Annotated in this window: 22 protein-coding genes and 1 other annotated feature; of the genes, 1 reads left to right on the top strand and 21 read right to left on the bottom strand. The window is 42.3% G+C overall.

Features of this window, described 5'->3' with window-relative positions:
- Nucleotides 1-104: 104 nt before the first annotated feature.
- The 17 genes from glyS to rpsU form a co-directional block, all read right to left on the bottom strand.
- Nucleotides 105-2,174 carry a glycine--tRNA ligase subunit beta gene (gene glyS, locus ACFX4X_RS03180; RefSeq protein WP_377381493.1) on the bottom strand — a complete coding sequence of 690 codons (2,070 nt, stop codon included), beginning with the start codon at nt 2,172-2,174 and terminating at the stop codon, nt 105-107.
- Complete coding sequence (glyQ, locus tag ACFX4X_RS03175; RefSeq protein ID WP_061464095.1) at nt 2,161-3,057, bottom strand: glycine--tRNA ligase subunit alpha; 897 nt, start codon at nt 3,055-3,057, stop codon at nt 2,161-2,163. Before glyQ ends, glyS begins: the two co-directional genes overlap by 14 nt.
- A 94-nt stretch (nt 3,058-3,151) precedes the next feature.
- Nucleotides 3,152-3,328, bottom strand: a binding site (T-box leader).
- 58 nt (nt 3,329-3,386) lie between these two features.
- On the bottom strand, nt 3,387-4,139 hold the full coding sequence (recO, locus tag ACFX4X_RS03170; RefSeq protein ID WP_061464096.1) for a DNA repair protein RecO: 753 nt from the start codon (nt 4,137-4,139) through the stop codon (nt 3,387-3,389).
- A gap of 33 nt (nt 4,140-4,172) precedes the next feature.
- Nucleotides 4,173-4,316 carry a YqzL family protein gene (locus tag ACFX4X_RS03165; RefSeq protein WP_081108859.1) on the bottom strand — a complete coding sequence of 48 codons (144 nt, stop codon included), beginning with the start codon at nt 4,314-4,316 and terminating at the stop codon, nt 4,173-4,175.
- Nucleotides 4,317-4,415: 99 nt separating this feature from the next.
- Complete coding sequence (gene era / locus ACFX4X_RS03160; protein WP_061464097.1) at nt 4,416-5,345, bottom strand: GTPase Era; 930 nt, start codon at nt 5,343-5,345, stop codon at nt 4,416-4,418.
- The gene (locus tag ACFX4X_RS03155) at nt 5,338-5,736 is read right to left on the bottom strand and encodes a cytidine deaminase (RefSeq protein ID WP_089361537.1); all 399 of its coding nucleotides are present in this window, start codon (nt 5,734-5,736) and stop codon (nt 5,338-5,340) included. The genes era and ACFX4X_RS03155 overlap by 8 nt, the downstream gene beginning before the upstream one ends.
- A 38-nt stretch (nt 5,737-5,774) precedes the next feature.
- Nucleotides 5,775-6,152, bottom strand: a complete 378-nt coding sequence (locus ACFX4X_RS03150; protein ID WP_284470208.1) for a diacylglycerol kinase family protein — start codon at nt 6,150-6,152, stop codon at nt 5,775-5,777.
- Nucleotides 6,130-6,606 (bottom strand): rRNA maturation RNase YbeY, encoded by a 477-nt coding sequence (gene ybeY / locus ACFX4X_RS03145; RefSeq protein WP_377381487.1) that lies wholly within the window; start codon nt 6,604-6,606, stop codon nt 6,130-6,132. Before ybeY ends, ACFX4X_RS03150 begins: the two co-directional genes overlap by 23 nt.
- Nucleotides 6,603-8,774 (bottom strand): HD family phosphohydrolase, encoded by a 2,172-nt coding sequence (locus tag ACFX4X_RS03140; protein WP_377381484.1) that lies wholly within the window; start codon nt 8,772-8,774, stop codon nt 6,603-6,605. The genes ybeY and ACFX4X_RS03140 overlap by 4 nt, the downstream gene beginning before the upstream one ends.
- Before the next feature lie 193 nt (nt 8,775-8,967).
- Nucleotides 8,968-9,927 carry a PhoH family protein gene (locus ACFX4X_RS03135; RefSeq protein ID WP_061464102.1) on the bottom strand — a complete coding sequence of 320 codons (960 nt, stop codon included), beginning with the start codon at nt 9,925-9,927 and terminating at the stop codon, nt 8,968-8,970.
- 3 nt (nt 9,928-9,930) lie between these two features.
- A complete protein-coding gene (yqfD, locus tag ACFX4X_RS03130) occupies nt 9,931-11,118 on the bottom strand; it encodes a sporulation protein YqfD (RefSeq protein WP_061464103.1) in 1,188 nt (395 codons plus the stop codon).
- A gap of 15 nt (nt 11,119-11,133) precedes the next feature.
- Nucleotides 11,134-11,418 carry a sporulation protein YqfC gene (gene yqfC / locus ACFX4X_RS03125; RefSeq protein WP_034308511.1) on the bottom strand — a complete coding sequence of 95 codons (285 nt, stop codon included), beginning with the start codon at nt 11,416-11,418 and terminating at the stop codon, nt 11,134-11,136.
- 129 nt (nt 11,419-11,547) lie between these two features.
- Nucleotides 11,548-12,051, bottom strand: coding sequence for a hypothetical protein (locus ACFX4X_RS03120; RefSeq protein WP_284470205.1), 504 nt, complete (start codon nt 12,049-12,051; stop codon nt 11,548-11,550).
- 22 nt (nt 12,052-12,073) lie between these two features.
- On the bottom strand, nt 12,074-13,063 hold the full coding sequence (floA, locus tag ACFX4X_RS03115; RefSeq protein ID WP_377381848.1) for a flotillin-like protein FloA: 990 nt from the start codon (nt 13,061-13,063) through the stop codon (nt 12,074-12,076).
- A gap of 52 nt (nt 13,064-13,115) precedes the next feature.
- Complete coding sequence (locus ACFX4X_RS03110; protein WP_377381479.1) at nt 13,116-14,390, bottom strand: NfeD family protein; 1,275 nt, start codon at nt 14,388-14,390, stop codon at nt 13,116-13,118.
- A 354-nt stretch (nt 14,391-14,744) separates the two neighbouring features.
- Nucleotides 14,745-15,188: a GatB/YqeY domain-containing protein gene (locus ACFX4X_RS03105; protein ID WP_377381477.1), complete on the bottom strand. Its 444-nt coding sequence runs from the start codon at nt 15,186-15,188 to the stop codon at nt 14,745-14,747.
- Between the two features lie 14 nt (nt 15,189-15,202).
- The gene (rpsU, locus tag ACFX4X_RS03100; RefSeq protein WP_028391853.1) at nt 15,203-15,376 is read right to left on the bottom strand and encodes a 30S ribosomal protein S21; all 174 of its coding nucleotides are present in this window, start codon (nt 15,374-15,376) and stop codon (nt 15,203-15,205) included.
- 235 nt (nt 15,377-15,611) lie between these two features.
- Between rpsU and ACFX4X_RS03095 the strand changes: the two genes are divergently transcribed.
- Complete coding sequence (locus ACFX4X_RS03095; protein ID WP_377381474.1) at nt 15,612-16,541, top strand: Na/Pi symporter; 930 nt, start codon at nt 15,612-15,614, stop codon at nt 16,539-16,541.
- Nucleotides 16,542-16,789: 248 nt separating this feature from the next.
- Here ACFX4X_RS03095 and ACFX4X_RS03090 read toward each other — a convergent pair whose 3' ends face one another.
- The 4 genes from ACFX4X_RS03090 to ACFX4X_RS03075 form a co-directional block, all read right to left on the bottom strand.
- Entirely contained in the window at nt 16,790-16,951 is a 162-nt protein-coding gene (locus ACFX4X_RS03090) for a hypothetical protein (RefSeq protein WP_377381471.1), read from the bottom strand.
- 378 nt (nt 16,952-17,329) lie between these two features.
- Nucleotides 17,330-18,001 (bottom strand): deoxyribose-phosphate aldolase, encoded by a 672-nt coding sequence (gene deoC / locus ACFX4X_RS03085; RefSeq protein ID WP_061464109.1) that lies wholly within the window; start codon nt 17,999-18,001, stop codon nt 17,330-17,332.
- A 156-nt stretch (nt 18,002-18,157) separates the two neighbouring features.
- Nucleotides 18,158-19,495, bottom strand: coding sequence for a tRNA (N(6)-L-threonylcarbamoyladenosine(37)-C(2))-methylthiotransferase MtaB (gene mtaB, locus ACFX4X_RS03080; protein ID WP_289337326.1), 1,338 nt, complete (start codon nt 19,493-19,495; stop codon nt 18,158-18,160).
- A gap of 6 nt (nt 19,496-19,501) precedes the next feature.
- Nucleotides 19,502-20,254 carry a 16S rRNA (uracil(1498)-N(3))-methyltransferase gene (locus tag ACFX4X_RS03075; RefSeq protein WP_377381467.1) on the bottom strand — a complete coding sequence of 251 codons (753 nt, stop codon included), beginning with the start codon at nt 20,252-20,254 and terminating at the stop codon, nt 19,502-19,504.
- Nucleotides 20,255-20,335 lie beyond the last annotated feature (81 nt).

The following is a 20,335-nucleotide window of genomic DNA, read 5'->3' as shown; positions in this document are numbered from 1 at the left end:
TTATTTAATAAGGGCATGTTTGTCCTATTTATTGACCATTTATCTTTTTATAGAAATCGGAAACCCTTGTTTAAAGTGTTTCCGATTTCCATACACCCTTTCAATTATGTAAGGATGATTTTATTCATGGCAGCAAAACCTGCAACCAAATCACTGATTTCCTTCATAAGAGATAAACGGTTACTGCGGATTGCTTCATCGTCTGCCATGACCATTGTATTCTCGAAATATGATTCTATTTCCGATTGGAGCGAAACAAGCTGTTCAAACCGCTCATTCTCATCTTTAGATTCAGTATAACGAATTGCTATATTTTGATATTTTTCGTATAGCGCTTTTTCTTGATCATTTTCAAAGAAAGTTGGATCGACTGTCACTTTATTGTCACATTTCACGGCAATGTTCATGACGCGGCTTAAAGCTTCCAGACTTTCTTTAAATCCTGCTTCGTCTTTTTTCGCATCCAAGACGTGTGCACGTTCCACGATGGAGTGGATATAACCGATCTCATTGACCAGAACTGCGTCAATCAAATCGTAACGGATTTGCTGTTCTTGCAGCAGGTGTTTGACACGCGCTTTAAAGAATGTGAACATATCAGATTTAACATCCTCAAGATCACGTTTTAAGATACCTTTTGATTCTAGACCTTTAAGACCTATAACAATAAGCTCCTCTAAAGAGATATTCCATTTCTTCTCCGCTAGAATTTGGACGACACCGCTCGCCTGCCTTCTTAGTGCGTATGGATCCTGGGAACCTGTCGGAATGACGCCAATAGCGAAGAATGAAGACAAAGTATCAATTTTTTCAGCTAAACTAACAACCGCTCCAATGACAGAAGGCGGAACATTGTCATCCGCATGCCTCGGCATATAGTGTTCATTGATAGCTGCGGCCACTTCCTTGGTTTCTCCTTTTAGGAGTGCATATTTCTCACCCATATACCCTTGCAATTCAGGGAATTCATAAACCATATGGCTCACCAAATCGAACTTGGCAATTTCCGCTGCACGAAGGGCCATTTCTTTTTCCGCCTTTAAATTCAAGGCATCCGCAAGGACTCCGGTAACTGCAGTTACTCTGGCAGTTTTCTCGGCCAATGTACCAATTTCTTCATGATAAACGATGCTGTCCAGCTTTTTCAAAGCAGCTGAAATCTCTTTTTTCTGATCTTCTTTATAGAAGAATGCTGCATCCGATAGGCGTGCACGCAATACTTTTTCATTTCCTTTAGAAACCTTATCCAAATGGCGATCATCACCATTACGCACGGTTACAAAGAAAGCAAGTAGCTTGCCGTCCTGATCTTTGACAGGGAAATAACGTTGGTGCTCCTTCATTGAAGTGATCAGGACCTCTGGAGGAAGCTCAAGGAATTCTTCTTCGAAGTGTCCAAATAACACCGTTGGATACTCCACCAAATTATTGACTTCTTCAAGCAGTTCTTCATCGACTGGGATGATCCAGCCCTTTTCCTGCTCTAGCCCTTTAATCTGATCTAGAATAACTTGTCTGCGTTTATCCGGATCCGCCATTACAAATTGTTCTTTTAACGTTTCTTCGTACCGTGCCGGCTGCTCGATGATTGCGCTATCGCCCAAGAAACGATGTCCCTTTGTTTCACGGGCCGTCTCGACACCAGCGATGCTAAATGGCACCACTTCATTTCCGAATAAGGCAATCAGCCATTTAATCGGACGGACGAAGCGGAGCTCTTGATTGGCCCAACGCATGTTTTTCGGGAACGTCATGCCGCTGATGATTTCAGCAAGCTCAGATAACAGCTGTACAGTCGGCTGTCCTTTTATGAATTTATTCACATGGGCATATTCCACACCCTTGAGTTCTTTAAAATAAATATCCTCTGAAGTCATGCCTTGGCCCCTGACAAATCCCAATGCGGCTTTAGACCAATTGCCTTCGCTGTCCAAAGCTATTTTCTTAGCCGGTCCTTTTGCTTCTTCTTCAATATCCTTTTGTGATTCTTCCACGTCTTTCACCAATATGGCCAAACGTCTTGGTGTGGAAAACGCTTCAACTTCTCCGAATTCAATCGCTTTTTCCATTAGCCATTTCTGCACTTTATCTGACAGCTGTTTCATGGATGCTGTCACAAAACGTGCTGGCAGCTCTTCCAATCCAATTTCCAATAACAAATCACGCTTGCTCATTTGTATTCTCCCCTTTCACTTTCAGAATCGGGAAGCCTAATTTTTCCCGCTCTTCATAGAAGGTTTTAGCGACCTTACGCGCTAGGTTACGGCAGCGGGCAATATATCCCGTTCTTTCCGTCACCGAGATGGCACCTTTGGCATCCAAAAGGTTAAACGTATGTGAACATTTCAAAACATAATCATAGGCAGGATGCACAAGCCCTTCTTCCATTTGGCGATGCGCTTCCTTTTCATACATCGTGAAAAGTTGAAACAGCATATCTAGGTCGGATGTTTCAAACGTATATTTTGAATGTTCGTATTCCGGCTGTCCAAATATATCCCGGACCGTGAATCCTTCTGTCCATTCCAGGTCAAATACGTTTTCCTTATCTTGAATGTAAGAGGCGAGACGTTCGATCCCGTATGTAATCTCCACGGAAACCGGCTTACATTCAAGGCCGCCCACTTGTTGGAAATATGTAAATTGCGTGATTTCCATTCCATCAAGCCATACTTCCCAACCGAGACCAGCACACCCTAGTGATGGGTTTTCCCAATTGTCCTCCACAAAACGAATATCATGCTCTAGCGGATTAATCCCTAAAGCGCGCAATGAATCCAAATATAAATCTTGGATATTGTCAGGCGACGGCTTCATGATCACTTGGAACTGATGATGCTGATACAGTCGATTAGGGTTCTCGCCATAACGACCGTCAGCCGGACGGCGGGATGGCTCCACGTAAGCAACACTCCAAGGCTCAGGTCCAATGGCTCTCAGGAATGTGTATGGGCTCATCGTTCCTGCCCCTTTTTCTACATCATAAGCATTCATTAATATGCAGCCTTGTTCAGACCAATGCTTTTGTAACGTTAAAATCATATTTTGAATATTCATCGTACACCTCCAGGTTATTTAAACGGCTCTTTAAAAATTAAGGATCGGAATCCTTTAACAGGCAAACAAAAAACTCCCGTCCCTATGCGAAATGCATAGGGACGAGAGTATACCCGCGGTTCCACCCTAATTGCCGTTTATAAAACGGCCTCTTTTCAAAGCAACATGCTCCGGAAACGCCCTTCCCTGTAAATCCATATCCCGGCTTCCACCGTCCCGGGTTCGCTTTTTATGGAGAATGACAGATACTCTTTTCCATCAACGCAATCTTCTTATTTTGATGATTAGAATTTTATACAAACTAGCATGGAATGTCAATAGGGTAGATCTTAAAACATATCTTTCATCGTATCAATCTGTTTTAGGAACTTTTTTGATTTCAAATGGAGACCGGAATATTCCTCATAATAAGCATCTATTATTTTTTGGATTTCCTTTTTCGTTTCAGGCTTGACGGAAATGTTTCCTAGCCTTGATAAATCGAAATAATAAAATATCCTCAGCAATTTGACGGCTGCAGGTGAAATTTTAAAATGATAGGGATCCTTCCCGAGACAGCGATGACAAATAAAGCCCGCTTCCCGAAGCGAGAAGGCGAATTCCCCTTCCGTTTCGCCACAAACAGCACATTGATTCAGCACTGGGTTAATCCCATTGACGGGCAGCATCTTCATTTCAAAAATGAATTTCAAAACCTCTGCGTCATATTCTTCGTTTATGTAATGCAAGGTTTGCAAAAGCAATTCATACAAATATGGATTCGGTTTTTTATCATCGACGCTTTTATCAAGCAACTCAACAATATAAGAAGCATAAGCAGTCGCAAAAAGATCCTCCCGTATGTAACGGAGTGAATCGACCATTTCGCCTTGCTGAAGACTTCCGAGTCCGGTTGAAGTGGTTACAAGGAAATACCCGGAGCAAAAAAGCTGTGTGACGGCAGCAAGCCTGCTATTAGGTTTACTGGCTCCTCTAGCCATAACACCAATTTTTCCTAGCTCTCGGGTATATATAGTAATGATTTTGTTATTTTCTCCATATGCAGTTCGCCTTATGACAATGCCCTCACATTTTTGGAGCATACCAAGACACCACCCATGTTCGCCAAGACTAACCTATGAAACAGGAAAATCAATTTCTGCTAGCTCATCTTTCAATACCAAGGGTCTTTCCTGTCTTTCGACTTCTATCTCCTTAAAAAGCAAATAGGTGTCCACATTACCTGTTTCACTAAATAATTCCCAGGTAAAATCCAACATATAAAGCCCACCTTTCATTTTTAACTAGCAATATGAATATCCGACCATATGATTAGCTTGACCGTTTTCCAAACTTTCATGACTCGTAAATTTTGTTAATTAATACTCGCTCTCATTGAAACCATAATCGCGAAGCTGGCTGGCTTTGTTACGCCAATCCTTCTGTACCTTTACCCAAAGTTCCAAGAAAACTTTCGAGCCCAATAAGTTTTCGATGTCCACTCTGGCACGGCTACCGACTTCTTTAAGCATTTTCCCTTGCTTTCCGATGACGATGCCTTTTTGTGAATCACGCTCGACAACGATCGTCGCCATGACATTAATGGTATCACTGTTATCCATTTTTTTAATTGAATCGATGACAACAGCCACTGAATGCGGAATTTCCTCACGCGTCAGGTGCAATACCTTCTCGCGGACCAATTCGGAAATGATAAAACGTTCCGGATGGTCGGTCACTTGGTCAGCTGGATAAAACTGGGGACCTTCAGGTAGGTGTTCCTTGATTTGTTCAAGCAATGTATCGACGTTATTTCCTTCAAGTGCAGAAATCGGAACGACTGCCGCAAAAGGGTAAAGCTGTTGGTATTTTTCAATGATTGGAAGTAAATCATCTGGATGCATCGCATCTATTTTGTTTACAACCAGGAAAACAGGAGTTTTTACGGTTTGAAGTTTTTCGATGATAAACTCGTCACCGCGTCCGTATCCTTCAGTCGCATTGATCATGAAGAGAATCAAATCGACTTCTTTCAATGTATTCGTTGCCACTTTCATCATGAAATCCCCAAGCTTATGCTTTGGTTTATGAATGCCGGGTGTATCAATGAAAATCATTTGTGAATCGTTTTGCGTAAGTACGCCTTGAACCTTATTTCTTGTAGTTTGGGGTTTATCACTCATAATCGCGATCTTTTGACCGATGACCCGATTCAGAAATGTACTCTTTCCAACATTAGGTCGTCCAATTATCGAAATGAAACCTGATTTGTAACCTTTTACTTGTGTATCATCAAATAATTTATCCATTTAAATCCTCCGGTGAAAAAGCTCCTGGAAGCAATTCCTGTACTGTTAGTTCTTTTATATCCCCATTTAAGTTGGTCAAAACAACCGGCATATCCTGGTCGCACAGTTCTGAAATAACCTGCCTGCACGCCCCGCATGGAGAAACAGGACCATCGGTATCTGCCACGACTGCAAGTTTAGTGAACTTTTTATCGTTATGGGCATAAGCGCTGAATAAAGCGGTCCTTTCGGCACAATTACACATGCTGTACGCAGCATTTTCTATATTACAACCATGATAGACCTTCCCATCAGTGGTCAAAAGGGCTGCCCCCACTTTAAATTTGGAATAAGGTACATAAGCTTTTTCTCTAGCTTTTTTAGCTTCCTCAATCAATTCATTCGTATTCAATTCACATCTTCCTTTCAAATTGAGTACCATTTGGCAACCTACAGGCCAAACTTAGGCAAAAAGATAATCAATCCAACTATTATGGAGAATATAGCATATATGAATACTGCGCCGGCTGCAATATCTTTTGCCTGCTTGGCAAGGGGATGGATTTGATCCGTCACCAGATCAACTACCCTTTCAATCGCTGAATTAACGAGCTCTAACGTAATCGTACCGGCTATGGCCGCCAAAATGAAAAGCCATTCCATCCCATTCAATGAGAAATACCAGCCAAAGAAAACGATGATTGCCGTTAACGCGAAATGAATCTTAATGTTGCGTTCCGTTCGAACAGCCTCCAAAATTCCCTGACAGGCAAAAGAGAAACTTTTTAATAATGGATACCTTTTTTTACCCTTCTCTTGAAAGTCCATATTCTTCCAAGATCTCCTTTTGTTTCGTAAACATCTCTTTTTCATCTTCTTCATTCATGTGGTCGAAACCTAATAAATGAAGAAAGCCATGCAGTGCTAAAAATCCAAGTTCACGATCGAAAGAATGCCCATATTCTTCAGCCTGCTCTTTCGTGCGTTCAATGGAAATGATGATATCGCCTAATATGCGGGGCATTTCCCCCCCGACAATTTCCACTTCATCTTCCCCCATTTCTTCAAGTGCAAAAGAAATGACATCGGTTACTGAATCTTTATGACGATATTCTTTATTGATTTCCCGAATTCTCTCATTGTCTACAAATGTAACTGATAGCTCGGTATCTTTTTCAATGTTTTCTTTTTTAGCCGCAAATTGCAGAATGCTTTCAACAAGTCGCTGAGCTTCTTCCGTTACTTCGTTCGTTTCATCCATTAAATCGATAGCTAAAATCATTCTTTCACCTTCTGTCCTAATTTATCCGCCTCCGGATATTCAATCCTGGAGTGGAAGATACCATTAAGCGATTCACATAAGGAATGCTTCACGATACTCAATTCTCTCATAGTAATGTCACATTCATCAAATTGACCATCTTGAATCCTGTCCTGAATGATGAAACTTACCAGTTCTTCAATTTTCTCTGGGGTTGGGTGCTGCATCGATCTGACTGCAGCTTCCACACTATCGGCAATGCCTATGACAGCTACTTCCTTCATTATCGCCCTCGGCCCGGGATACCGGTAAGCCGATTCCAGTGTGGCATCATCCTGTTTTTTTGCCTTATGGTAGAAAAATTTCAATAAAGTTGTCCCATGATGCTGCTCTGCAATATCCACTATCTCTTTCGGGAATTTGTGGCTTCGCAGCATCTCACCGCCATCTACGGCATGAGCGATGATGATATCCCTGCTCGTTTCAGGCGGCAGCCGATCATGCGGGTTCTCCACGTTCATCTGATTTTCGATGAAGAAGTGCGGCCGTTTCGTTTTACCGATATCATGATAATAACTGCCGACCCTTGCCAGCAATCCATTAGACCCAATGGCTTCACAAGCCGATTCTGCCAAATTGGCGACCATTACACTGTGATGATAAGTCCCCGGAGCCTCAATCAAGATCTTCCGCAGTAACGGATGATTGGGATTCGAAAGCTCGATAAGCTTAATAGATGATAAGATCCCGAAACCAGCCTCGAAAAACGGTAAAAGGCCCATGGTCAAAACAGCTGAACCAACTCCAGAACCTATCGCAGCAACAGCATAATATAAATACTCCATTCTAGTATAATGGCCGTCCATGATGAAGATTAGTGAAAATACGAATGCCATATTGATTAAAGACAATAGTAGCCCTGCAACCAGAACCTTTGATTTGAAATTGGGCCGCGATAAAATGATGATTGCCGTCAATCCCCCGAAAATGATATAAAGCCCCATCGAGAAATCCAGATTACCAGGCGTATCACCATTAAATATAATCGTACCATATGAACCTAACAATATGATCATGGCTACCGCTAACTTATCGTTCAATAATATCTTGATGAGCATCGCCGCCATGGCACCCGGGAAAATGTATTCCAAATTCGAGTTTTTCAGGTCTGCCAGAATGCTGACCGTTTTCATGGTAGCCATTGAAAGGATAAAGACAAGACTGAAGATCAATAACTGATTGTACTTGTTATCCTTTTTGGAAATGGAAAAGTAGAAAAAGTAATAAAAAGCGGCAAAAGTCAGAAATATGAATAGCAGCAGGCCGATATACGGGTAAATGGTAGACTCCGTATTTAAAAAGCCTGCCAGTTCAAGCTGCCTATATACATCCCTGTCCACTAACTGGTTCTCTTCTACGATGATCTGTCCCTGGAGGATTCTGATTGGCTCCACGCTTTCGACCGCTTTCCGTCGCTGTTCCTCGGTTTTATCCTTATCGAAAAACACATTCTGAATGATTGCCGTGCGCGCTAGGGAATTGGAAGCTTTCTTCATATCGCTATTAATGCTCATATAGCCCAATTCCTCTACAACCTTTTTCTTGGCATTTTCGACGTCACTGGCAGCGATGCGGGAGCTCATCACATTATTCACGGCAGTAATGGTTGAATCTTTCGCTATTTTCAACTCATCTTCATCCGCCTGGACTAAAGCAAGGAAAACGGATTCCTCAATATTTTTATTGACTTCATCGGTCAATTTTTCTTTTAATATGGAAACTTTTTGAGCATCCGTCTTTATGGTCCCTTTTTTATTTTCTTTACCATCATCATCATGCGCTTTATCGGGGTCCGTTTCTTTATTCACCTCAATCGCTGAATCGAAGATGGATGAAATCAGATCGACTTTATTTTTGGCATATTCTTTTTTTAATGAATATACATCAGCCACCTGTTTTGAAATCTCTTCTTTTTCCTGTTCGGTCTTATAGGTATCTTCCACAGTCTTCGTTGAACGGATTGTTTGTTCCGAAGGCTTAAAAAGCTCTACCTCGACCTTTTCCGGCTTGACGTTGGAGAACATTAACCCATACGCAAACAAACCAAGTATGATAAACAATAACACTTGAAAAAAGCGATGGACCAACAGCCCTTTTATTTTAGTGAAAAATTTCTGGATACGATTCAAGGAAGGTCCTCCTAAAAAATGATGTTTATTATTCTAGATATGTAAAATCATAACAGTTTTCATGTAAATTTTCACCTCGTATTGATAAATGTAAACCTTCTTTCGTTCCATATCCACTTTTTAGCCAAAAAGATAGGTCATTTAGTCACATCACGAAAAATCCGCCGATTGAAAATGGCGGATTTTTTTCTTATCACTTTGCCTGCTCGTAAGCAGTAATGATTTTGGCGACAAGCGGATGTCTTACTACATCACTTTGCTCAAAATAAACAAAGGAAAGGCCTTTAACATTCTTCAAGATCTCTTCTACCCGTATAAGACCTGACTTTATGCCTTTTGGAAGGTCAATCTGAGTCCGATCTCCCGTAATGACCATTTTCGATCCGAACCCTAGCCGGGTCAGGAACATCTTCATTTGGGCTTCCGTCGTATTTTGGGCTTCATCCAAAATGACAAAGGCATCTTCAAGCGTACGGCCCCTCATATAAGCCAGAGGAGCTATTTCGATCGTTCCGCGCTCTATCATCCGTTGGGTCTGTTCCATCCCAAGGAGGTCATGGAGAGCGTCATACAGCGGCCGTAGGTAAGGATCTACCTTTTCTTTTAGATCACCAGGCAGAAAACCCAGGCTTTCGCCCGCTTCGACGGCAGGACGTGTCAGGATGATCCGTTTTACATGTCCATTTTTCAATGCATTGATCGCCATTACAACAGCAAGATAGGTCTTCCCGGTTCCGGCAGGCCCAATTCCAAATACCAGGTCATGTTTCTTTATTGCCTGGATATAGTATCTCTGCCCGATAGTTTTGACTTTAATGGATTTCCCCTTAGCCGTTTTCGCGATTTCCTCATCATATAATTCACCAAAATACTCCAAGGTTCCTTTTCTTGCCAATTCAATTGCATAAAGCACATCTCTAGAGCTGATTGCAATTCCTTTTCTGATCACTGTCAATAGTGCCTTAAGTATTTCCTGTCCCATCGTTACGCGCTCGATATCCCCGGCAACACTCACCGCTTCACCCCGGGTAATGACGGAAATGCCTAGCTCCTCTTCAAGCACTTTCACATTTGAATCCCCATTGCCCAATAAAGCGATCGCTTCATTAGGTGACTCTATTTCCAGCTTAATTACTTTCACATCATCTGCCATTCGTTAGTCTCCTTGAATGATTGGCTGTCCAATCGCTATATCTTCAATAACTTGGTAATGTATAGATAATTTAACTTTACCATTCTCTATGCTTTCGTGCAAAATTTTTTCTTCGACGATTTCATCTTCCTCGTCTAAATGCTTTTCCAATTCTGCTTTAGCCATTTTCCTGCCTTCCTTCACCGCTTCTTCCTCTGTATAACTCCGAACAATGTCTTCCTTGCTCCTTAAGGTCACCTGTTTATAAGAAATGGGCAGTTCCCATTGAAGAAAGTGAAACGGCCTCACTGTCGTTTCTTTTACCTGTTTTTCATATCCCGGATCCTTGAATCCCCAAATAGGCAGTGAAAATTCCCCCATTTTCAAAAAGTGCCTACTCGTTTCATTTCCGTTAAAAACAGCAAACTTGGTTTTTAACGGAACATCCACTTTCGCTTTATACCACGTTTTCCCTTTTATTACTCCCTTTGCGGATACAATTTCCTGTTTATCCTCTTTTCCAATCAGTCCTGAAACAAGAAGCTGTCCTTTTCCTACATAATCATTCACATTAACTATAGATTGTCCCTTTTCAACGAACATATTAGTGATGATCGCTTTTTTGGAAGCTACCAAATTCTGTGGAGATGTTTTCTCGACTTCTTTAGGCTGCCGTTTTTCAACAACCCGGAAATGGTATGTCGTTCCCTTTAGCTCTACCCCCACCCATGTCAATGCACCAATCCGGTCCGACAGCTTACGCTGAATCGTATCCACATCATCAACAAAGAATTGCACTTTACCGATCTTCACGCCCATCTTGTCCAATTCTTTCCGGATGGCATGCTCGGTTGCCGGCTTGGCATCTTGTACCTCGATGCCCCATACCATATTGGAAAGTACAAATATGCAAAGCAGGAAAGCGATCAGGCCCACTAAAAATCCGCTGTTTTTCATAACCCTCTTCATGAGGAAAGGGACACCCTTTCCCTGCATGAATTTTACTTTACAATCGCTCTTACGCATGACCTGACGGAGTTTAGGGATATCCCTAACATCCATATGAAAAATCAGGGCTTCGCTGCCGACGCGCTTCACATCCCAGATATGCAGCCCTCTTCTCGTCAGCATGTTAATCAGCCGTTCTGCGCCTTTTCCATATGCCTTCACTTTTACATAGCCTGTATAATAGTTTGTCCATTGGTTTTTCATGGAGACCTCCCGGGATCATTCATTGATAAAATAAACCTTGTCAATTTTGCCTTCGAGCATGATTTCTTCCGGCAAAATCGTCTTTATGACAAAGGCGTTTCCCTTTATCAGCAACTGCCCATTTTTCAGCATCAATCGCACTTCGCTGTCTGTAAAAGCCAATAAGCCACGATGGTTTTCAATATAAATATGTAATTGTCCGATCATTGTAATTCGCGGCAGGTCCATCATGACATCTTGCGGAAGGTCCATTGTTTTGGTCATAAGCTGTTTCACTTTTTTTCCCCAATTGCGTGCCATAAAAAAGAACCCCCTTTCATCTCAATGTATGAAATGAAAGAGGGTTCTAGCACAAAATTATAAGGGAATGAAAGCCTATTTTTTCGTGGCATCAAGGATGTAATGAAAAAAGCCCGGTGTTGCACTCTGTTACCTTCTGGACCTCTGAAGACTTCGCTTCGCCCTTGGCGGTCCCAGCACTTCTGACATGATGATGCCATCAATCAGCTGCTTTTTGCCAAAAGAAGGTCCTTTGCGATAGACCGGACTGCTGTTATCAGATATCGCTGATGTAATTTGATCTGCCTTCGCTTTTTGATATAAACGCTCTTGATCGTACTTCTGCTGAAGCCGTCTAAGCTCAGCAATCCTTTTGTTCGCTTCATTCTTCGTCTCATCGTTTACTTCAACAGCCTGCGTTGCCTGCTGTTCGACTTTCCTTACGGGAGCAGGGGCAGGCCTTTGCTGCTGATCCCCTTGTGACATTTCACCTTGAAGCTCCCGTATGACCTCCTGCCAGTTCTTTTTCGGAGGCCTGTTTGGATCATCATTTTGCTGAGGCTGCTTTTTCTTTCCTAACATGGACGTTAAAATACCGATCAAGACAATGATAAGGAATGGGTTCTTGAGAAAGAAATCAATAATATCTCCCATTTAAAGACCTCCCTTCCCTGACCTAATTATTATTATTGTTGTTATTGCTATCTTTTGGATTTTCGGATATTTTACTGATGGAATCGCGCATATCCGTATCTGCCGTGATGTTTTGGATATTCATATAATCCATCACTCCCAGATTTCCGCTTTTCAGTGCATCGGCCATTGCCAACGGAACTTCCGCTTCTGATTGAACAACCTTCGCTCTCATTTCCTGAACACGGGCAACCATTTCCTGTTCAAGTGCAACAGCCATTGCACGGCGTTCTTCGGCTTTTGCCTGGGCTATTTTCTTATCGGCCTCAGCTTGGTCAGTCTGTAATATGGCCCCAATATTTTTCCCGATATCCACTTCAGCGATATCAATGGAAAGAATTTCGAATGCCGTTCCAGAATCCAACCCTTTTGATAAAACCGTTCTTGAAATCAAATCGGGGTTTTCAAGTACATCCGTATGCATTTTCGAAGCACCGATCGTCGATACGATCCCTTCACCTACACGGGCAATGATTGTCTCTTCGCCGGCACCACCGACTAGACGTTCAATATTGGCACGGACCGTAATCCTCGCCTTTGCTTTCACTTCAATACCATTCATCGCTACACCAGAGATGAATGGAGTTTCGATCACTTTCGGGTTAACGCTCATTTGAACGGCTTGCAGTACATCCCGACCTGCAAGGTCAATAGCTGCACCCCGTTCGAAAGGTAACACGATATTGGCACGTTCTGCAGCAATTAAAGCATTCACTACGCGATCGACATTACCGCCTGCAAGGTAATGGCTCTCCAATTGATTCGTTGAAACATTGATTCCAGCCTTATGGGCCTTGATAAGCGGATTGACAACCCTGCTTGGTATAACACGGCGAAGCCTCATCCCTACTAATGTAAATATACTGATTTTGACTCCTGCCGCTAAAGCGGAAATCCATAACATTATTGGTACGAATGTGAAAAACACTGCCAATACGATTATGGCAGCAATCACTGCCAGTACAATAAATATCGTTCCTGAAGTTATCACTTAATTATTCATCCTTCCTGTTTCTTAAAATTTTTTAATTTGAATCCGGAATTTCCCGGACGACCACCCTAGATCCTTCAACTTTAACGATCATGATCGTCGACCCTTTGGAAATAAAGCTTCCTTCAGTCACGACATCCACTCTTTCATCTTTGATTAAAGCTGTTCCTGAGGGCCTCAAATCTGTAAAGGCCTTCCCTTCCACACCTAATAAATCCACTCGATTCGGATTGCTGACATATCCTTGTTCCGTTTTTGTTGCATCGGTTAATATCATTTTCCTGAAAAATTTCATTTGTTTTCCAAACACCTTTACAAGTAGGATGAATACCAAAATGGATACGGTGACCGCAATTAGCAAGGATATCGTCATAATAACCGGATCACCTGATGCAAGGAATAAACTCCCCACAATCGCCGTAAATCCAAGCAGCCCGATAATCCCCCCTGGGATAAAAAACTCAACTAATACAAGAATGACCCCAATGATGAACATCGCTAACGATTCGTACCCGGTGATACCAGCGACAAGATGACCATAGAAGAATAAGACAAGACTGGAGATCCCAATTACCCCCGGAATTCCAAAACCAGGTGAAAACAATTCAATCACAATCCCGATTCCTGCTATCGTCAATAAAATGGGGACGACAATCGGATTGGTCAAAAAGCGGGCAAGTTTTTCTGGAAAGCTTTCTTCGATTGACCGAATATCGGCATCCTCAACCCCAAGTATACTATACAACTCCGTTTTCCCAGAGACGGTGCCTTCACTATAACCAGCCTTTTTTGCCTGTTCAGCTGTAAATGTCAGCAACTTTCCTCTTTCCGCCCCATATTCGGGAAGGTCGATGTCATCATCCGCCATTGCCTGAGCGAATATGGGATCGCGACCATTTTGTTCTGCAGCAGTCTTCATGGCAGCCAGCCAATAAGATTGGGCTTTCTTACCTGCAGCGTTCCCCGTTGAATCAATCACTGCCGCTGATCCCATAGTGGCACTTGGAACCATATAGATCTCATCTGCACTTAGGGAAATATATGCACCTGCAGATAAAGCCCTGTTATTCACGTAAGCAACAGTCTTAATTGGTGAATCGGACAGTAACTTCGCAATTTCCCCTGCTGCATCCACAGCGCCTCCAGGGGTGTTCACCTCGAATACCACAAGATCTGCATCAGCAGCTTCAGCAGTGGTCAGCGCACGCTCCAAAAAGGCCGAGAGTCCCTTTTCCACCGTTTCTTCAATTGGAACATGGTAAACGATCTTCTCTTTTGCAGAAACCACCGATCCTCCAAATGAAGACATGGTGAACAGCAATCCAAATAAGAGTACAGATAAATAACGCCAAATTTTCAGGCAGAACGCCCCCCCCTTTACCGTCTTAAACGCTGTAAGTGCCTCCAATTTTCAGGAAGATACTTACCAGTAAAATTCAGCCCGCAACTAAAATTCGAATAAGGAGCAAATGAAGCAACCCTATACTCTGTTCTTTAGTTATTACGTATGTATATGAAAAAGGTTTCAAAAAAAGCAAATAAAATTGAAAGTGCCCATATTATCTGTGGCTTCGTTTCAATAATATACGCACAAAAACCAGGAAATACACAAAAACCACAGGCAATTTGCCTGCGGTTAGGTTTCGAGTTTTAAGTTTCGAGTTTAAGATAGATGTTGTTGTACTAATTTGTTTACTAGAGAACCATCCGCTTTACCTTTAACTTTAGGCATTAAAGCTCCCATAACTCTCCCCATATCTGCTTTGGATGTTGCATTGACTTCTTCAATCGTTTGTTTAACAATTTTAGAAATCTCTTCTTCTGAAAGTTGCTTAGGCATATATGCCTCTACGTATACTAGTTCGGTGCGGACTTTATCCACGAGATCGGAACGACCTGCGTTTTCAAACTCCTGGAGGGAGTCTTTGCGTTGTTTTAATTCGCGAGAGAGCACTGTCAATTCTTCATCATCTGTTAAATCTTGTCTCTGCTTCAGTGCTTCATTTTGAATAGAAGCTTTCAGCATCCGAATAACAGATAGTTTGTCCTTTTCCTTGTTCTTCATCGCTTGTTTCATATCATTATTTAAACGCTCGAGAAGACTCATCTTTCCACCCTCTCTTAGAATTTACGTTTTCTTGCAGCTTCAGACTTTTTCTTACGTTTTACGCTTGGTTTTTCATAAAATTCACGCTTCCTAGCTTCCTGAAGCGATCCTGCTTTAGATACAGTACGTTTGAAACGACGAAGAGCATCTTCAAGCGATTCGTTTTTACGAACGACGGTTTTAGACATCTCTTTCCCTCCCTCCGAAAACAACACACTAACTCAAGTTGTCAACATGTTATACATGTACTAAACAATTATAATATATCATCTTTAGCAGGTCAACCAATAAAATCAAACTTATTTTGAATATTATCATGTTATTATCATAATTTTTCTTTAAACCATCATTCAACGGCATGGAAACCCAATTTATAGCATGTCTCCCCTTAACGGACCATAAGTTATTAAAGGGGTGACAGTCATGTATGAACTATTTTTATTCCTACTATTCATTGCGATATTTTTGGCTGGTATGTCAGTTTTACGAATCGGGTTGTTCAATATGTCCGGTGCAGCATTAAAAACATTTCTCTCAAAAGTAACGGATAAACCATGGAAGGGTTTCATGGCCGGAACCATCTTTACAGGGATCTTGCAGAGCAGCTCGGCGGTCATGGTCATGACTGTCGGCCTCGTTTCTGCAGGAAGCTTAACGTTCCCGCAAACAATCGGGATTATTCTTGGAACGAATATCGGATCCACCTTCACGGCAGAGTTCATGACCTTCTCTTTGGATGGTTGGATCATCCCAGGTGTCATCAGCGGCGCTTTCCTTTGCTTCATGCCAAATGTATTATCGCGAAGCTTAGGGATGACACTGATCGGAATCTCGGCCATCTTCGCGGCTATGAGTGGTTTTAAAACGCTTTCGACACCAATTGCAGCCTATCCATCCATACAAACGCTCATCAATTACATAGAGGGCCATATCAGTTATGCCCTATTAGCAGGGATATTATTGACGGCACTCATTCACTCTAGTTCGGCAACCATCGGGATAGCCATGAGCTTTTTGATGAATGGGGAGTTATCCGTCACTTCCGCAATCATCATCATGTTTGGATCCAATATAGGCACTTGCATCACCGGATACATGGCCAGCATCGGGTCTGGTAGACAAGCTGCCTTCACAGCTTATGCACATATTTGGCTAAACGTCATCGGGGTTGCTGCATTCCTGCCTTTTGTGGACATCCTGGTACGAACGGCTGCCTTTTTCACCGAAAACGAGGGGAAACAACTCGCCCATGCTAGTGTCATTTTCAATATCTTGACTTCTTTGGCTGTCTTGCCTTTCGCACGCCAATTCTCCAGCTTCATTCTTTGGGTGCACCGTCCCCCTAAAAAATAAAGGCCTGTCCTAAAAGTCAATGGCTTTGGGGACAATTTCGGCGGTTTGCTCGTGAGTTTTGGTGCTTTACTCGTGATATTGCGCTTTTACTCGTGAATTTCAATTTCCTCCTCAAAATTGCGCGCTTTAGCTTAATTTTGGGGCGTTTTCTTTTGCATTTTCATGACATTCACTCAATTTCAGTGCTTTACTCGTGAATTTTACGCTTTTACTCGTGAATTTCAATTTCCTCCTCAAAATTGCGCGCTTTAGCTTAATTTTGGGGCGTTTTCTTTTGCATTTTCATGACATTCACTCAATTCCGGTGCTTTACTCGTGAATTTTACGCTTTTACTCGTGAGTTTTGCACGTTTACTCGTGAATTTCAGTGCTTTACTCGTGAATTTTGCGCTTTTACTCGTGAATTTCAATTTCCTCCTCAAAATTACGTGCTTTGGCTTAATTTTGGGGCGTTTTCTTTTGCATTTTCATGACATTCACTCAATTTCAGTGCTTTACTCGTGAATTTTACGCTTTTACTCGTGAGTTTTGCACGTTTACTCGTGAATTCCGGTGCTTTACTCGTGAATTCGCCGTTCTAACTCGTGAAACTCGCCGCTTGTGCGGTTTTCTTTAAAAGTTGCTGGTTCCAAAAATAACTAGTGAGAATTCAAAATAGATACATCTTTCATTTTTTGCCGTGGAGAGCTTTTTCTAGGACAGGAATGAAGCAAGCGCGATCAGACGTGGTGGGAAAAAGGGGAATAAAAAAAAGGCGGAGAAAAATTATTCTCCGCCTTTTAAAAAAATCAATAATCGGATTCAGCCGTTAAGCCCTTTACGATGGAGACACCTGCACTCGCACCAATTCTTGTTGCACCAGCTTCAATCACTTTCTGGGCATCACTCGTGTTGCGGACACCACCTGAAGCTTTGACACCGATATCGGGACCGACCGTTTTTCTCATGAGCGTGATATCTTCGACAGTCGCACCGCCGGTCGAAAAACCAGTTGATGTTTTAACATAATCCGTTCCCGCTTTTACTGCCAGTTCACAAGCACGGACTTTTTCTTCCTCAGTCAATAGAGAGGTTTCAATGATTACTTTCGATAGAGCCTTACCAGTGGATGCAGCTATCACAGCACGGATATCCCGCTCTACCAACTCATCATCCTTGTCCTTCAATGCGCCGATATTGATCACCATATCGACTTCGTGAGCACCATTGCTGATGGCATCTTTCGTTTCAAAAGCTTTAGTTTCCGGTGTGGTTGCACCTAGAGGGAACCCGATAACCGTACAAACTTTCACTTCTGACCCTTCCAAAAGTTCGCTTGCATACTTAACCCATGTCGGGTTTACGCATACGGAAGCAAAGTTATACTCTCTCGCTTCTTCGCATAATACCTTAATTTGCTCTTTGGTTGCATCTGCTTTTAATAACGTGTGGTCAATTAAACCTGCTACATTTTGTGACATTAATAATCCTCCTCAAAAACAAACTATAACTAGTTGTACGTACCTCTAATCATACCATAATTTATCCACTTTGACGATATATATAGTCTTTACCCGAACGTTCCAAGAAAACACATCAAACAGAGAATAAAAAAAAGACAGCGTAAATTCGCCGTCTTAAATATTTGATGCTTGTTGCAATGGTAAATCCTTTACGATCGTCACGAACTGTCCTTCACTAAATGGATAGCCCGACTTTGTAATTTTCACTTTTACGATTTCACCGACCATTTCATCTGAAGCCGGGAAAACGATTTTCATATAATTATCGGAGTAGCCTTCATAAAGGCCATTTTCCAACTTCGTTTCAGGAATGACTTCCAGAACTTCACCCTCGAATCGGGAGGCATACTCTTTTGCCAGCTGATCCGACAAAGCGATAAGTCGGTGGACACGTTCATTTTTGACATCTTCATCCACTTGATCCTCCATACGGGCAGCCGGAGTCCCTGTCCGTTTTGAATAAGGGAAAACATGAAGTTCGGAGAATTTATATTTTTCTATAAAGTTATATGTCTCCATGAATTCTTCTTCGGTTTCACCTGGGAAACCTACGATGACATCAGAGGTAACAGCAAGACCCGGAAGTGCAATTTTCAACTTTTCGATTCGATCACCGAAGAAATCCATCGTATATTTACGTCTCATCCGTTTTAGTACTGTATCGGAACCCGATTGGATTGGTATATGCAAATGACGTACGACTTTTTTCGAATTCGTCAGCACTTCAATGATCTCATCTGTAATTTGGCTGGCTTCAATGGATGAAATACGGATACGCTTCAGCCCATCGATTTTTTCCAAGTCCCGCAGCAGCATCGCCAAATTATAGTCCTTCAAATCGTCTCCGTAGCCACCAGTATGGATTCCGGTCAGGACTAACTCCTTATACCCTGCCTCGACAAGCTGCTCAGCTTGGTGAACGACTTCCTTCGGATCGCGGGAACGCATCAAGCCACGAGCCCAAGGTATGATGCAGAAAGTGCAGAAATTATTGCAACCTTCCTGAATCTTTAGCGAAGCGCGTGTACGGTCTGTAAAAGCAGGTACATCCAACTCTTCATAGACACGGTTTTTCATGATATTTCCTACAGCATTGATTGGTTCACGTTCCACCTTGAATTGCTCGATATAATCAAGAAGTTTAACCCTGTCCTGTGTTCCTACAACAATATCCACACCTGGTATGGCCATGATTTCAGCTGGCGATGTCTGAGCGTAACATCCCGTTACCGCTATGACGGCATTCGGATTTTTACGAATGGCACGACGGATGACCTGACGGCTTTTCTTATCGCCAGTGTTTGTCACCGTGCATGTGTTGATGACATATACATCTGATGTATTTTCAAACTCAACACGATCATATCCCCCAGTTTTAAATAATTGCCAAATAGCCTCTGTTTCATAATGATTCACTTTACAGCCTAATGTATGGAAAGCGACCGTTGCCATTTTTCATCACCTCAAAAGTTCTACATGATAAGAAACAGCGGAAAGTGCATATAAAGGTGCTGTTTCAGTTCTTAATATTCTTGGTCCAAGACCGCAAGCTAGAAAACCGGCATCAGACAGTTTTTCAATTTCCTTATCTGCTAAACCACCTTCAGGACCAAAGACAAATAAGATCGATTGCCCTCCGGTGATATCCTTCAGGACCGAAGCGAGTACAGAAGTTTCCCCCCGCTTTGCCTCTTCTTCAAAAGCGATTAATTTATGATTGAAACCGGAAGCATACCCAGCTAGCTGATCTGCCGTCATCGGCTCCTTGATGGCAGGGATAACAGTGCGGTGAGATTGCTCGGCCGCCTCTTTTGAAATCTTCTGGAGCCTCTCCAATTTCTTGCCTACCTTTTTGTGGTCCCATTTTACCACCGAACGAGCAGCAATAAAAGGGATAAACTCAACCGCACCCAGTTCCGTACCCTTTTGTACGATATATTCCAATTTATCCCCTTTAGGCAGACCGCTCGCTATCACAACCCTCACAGGAAGTTCCTTTTCTTCATTCTTCCATTCGATAACAGTCCCTATAACAACATCATCAGTTATTTCGGAAATTTCCGTGACAGCAGTCATACCATTAGCTTTCACCGTGATTATCCGCTCTCCCGGTCCCATTCTCATCACCCTGGAGATATGGTGAAAATCATCACCTGATATCGTCACCCTGTTTCCATTGATGTCTTCTTCGTTAAGAAAATACCGTTGCACACTGCCACCTACTTCATCTAGTCTAAAATACATACAGCGGCTAACAGTCAGGTTTCCCGAATGCAAGCCATGCAAGGATTC

Source organism: Peribacillus sp. YIM B13481 (assembly GCF_042787985.1).
In the GTDB taxonomy this organism is placed as follows: Bacteria; Bacillota; Bacilli; order Bacillales; family DSM-1321; genus Peribacillus; species Peribacillus simplex_A.
Note: the sequence above shows the minus strand (reverse complement) of the source record. Positions and strands in the feature narration are given on the sequence as shown.

Coding starts and splice junctions, on each gene's coding strand:
- ACFX4X_RS03120 (WP_284470205.1), bottom strand. CDS start 12,051: ATGGGAGATATTATTGATTTCTTTCTCAAGAACCCATTCCTTATCATT.
- glyS (WP_377381493.1), bottom strand. CDS start 2,174: ATGAGCAAGCGTGATTTGTTATTGGAAATTGGATTGGAAGAGCTGCCA.
- yqfD (WP_061464103.1), bottom strand. CDS start 11,118: ATGAAAAACCAATGGACAAACTATTATACAGGCTATGTAAAAGTGAAG.
- ACFX4X_RS03165 (WP_081108859.1), bottom strand. CDS start 4,316: ATGTTGGATTTTACCTGGGAATTATTTAGTGAAACAGGTAATGTGGAC.
- ACFX4X_RS03095 (WP_377381474.1), top strand. CDS start 15,612: ATGTATGAACTATTTTTATTCCTACTATTCATTGCGATATTTTTGGCT.
- deoC (WP_061464109.1), bottom strand. CDS start 18,001: ATGTCACAAAATGTAGCAGGTTTAATTGACCACACGTTATTAAAAGCA.
- glyQ (WP_061464095.1), bottom strand. CDS start 3,057: ATGAATATTCAAAATATGATTTTAACGTTACAAAAGCATTGGTCTGAA.
- ACFX4X_RS03135 (WP_061464102.1), bottom strand. CDS start 9,927: ATGGCAGATGATGTGAAAGTAATTAAGCTGGAAATAGAGTCACCTAAT.
- ACFX4X_RS03110 (WP_377381479.1), bottom strand. CDS start 14,390: ATGTCTTCATTTGGAGGATCGGTGGTTTCTGCAAAAGAGAAGATCGTT.
- rpsU (WP_028391853.1), bottom strand. CDS start 15,376: ATGTCTAAAACCGTCGTTCGTAAAAACGAATCGCTTGAAGATGCTCTT.
- ACFX4X_RS03150 (WP_284470208.1), bottom strand. CDS start 6,152: ATGGACTTTCAAGAGAAGGGTAAAAAAAGGTATCCATTATTAAAAAGT.
- yqfC (WP_034308511.1), bottom strand. CDS start 11,418: ATGGCACGCAATTGGGGAAAAAAAGTGAAACAGCTTATGACCAAAACA.
- ybeY (WP_377381487.1), bottom strand. CDS start 6,606: ATGATTTTAGCTATCGATTTAATGGATGAAACGAACGAAGTAACGGAA.
- mtaB (WP_289337326.1), bottom strand. CDS start 19,495: ATGGCAACGGTCGCTTTCCATACATTAGGCTGTAAAGTGAATCATTAT.
- recO (WP_061464096.1), bottom strand. CDS start 4,139: ATGCTCCAAAAATGTGAGGGCATTGTCATAAGGCGAACTGCATATGGA.
- era (WP_061464097.1), bottom strand. CDS start 5,345: ATGGATAAATTATTTGATGATACACAAGTAAAAGGTTACAAATCAGGT.
- ACFX4X_RS03105 (WP_377381477.1), bottom strand. CDS start 15,188: ATGAGTCTTCTCGAGCGTTTAAATAATGATATGAAACAAGCGATGAAG.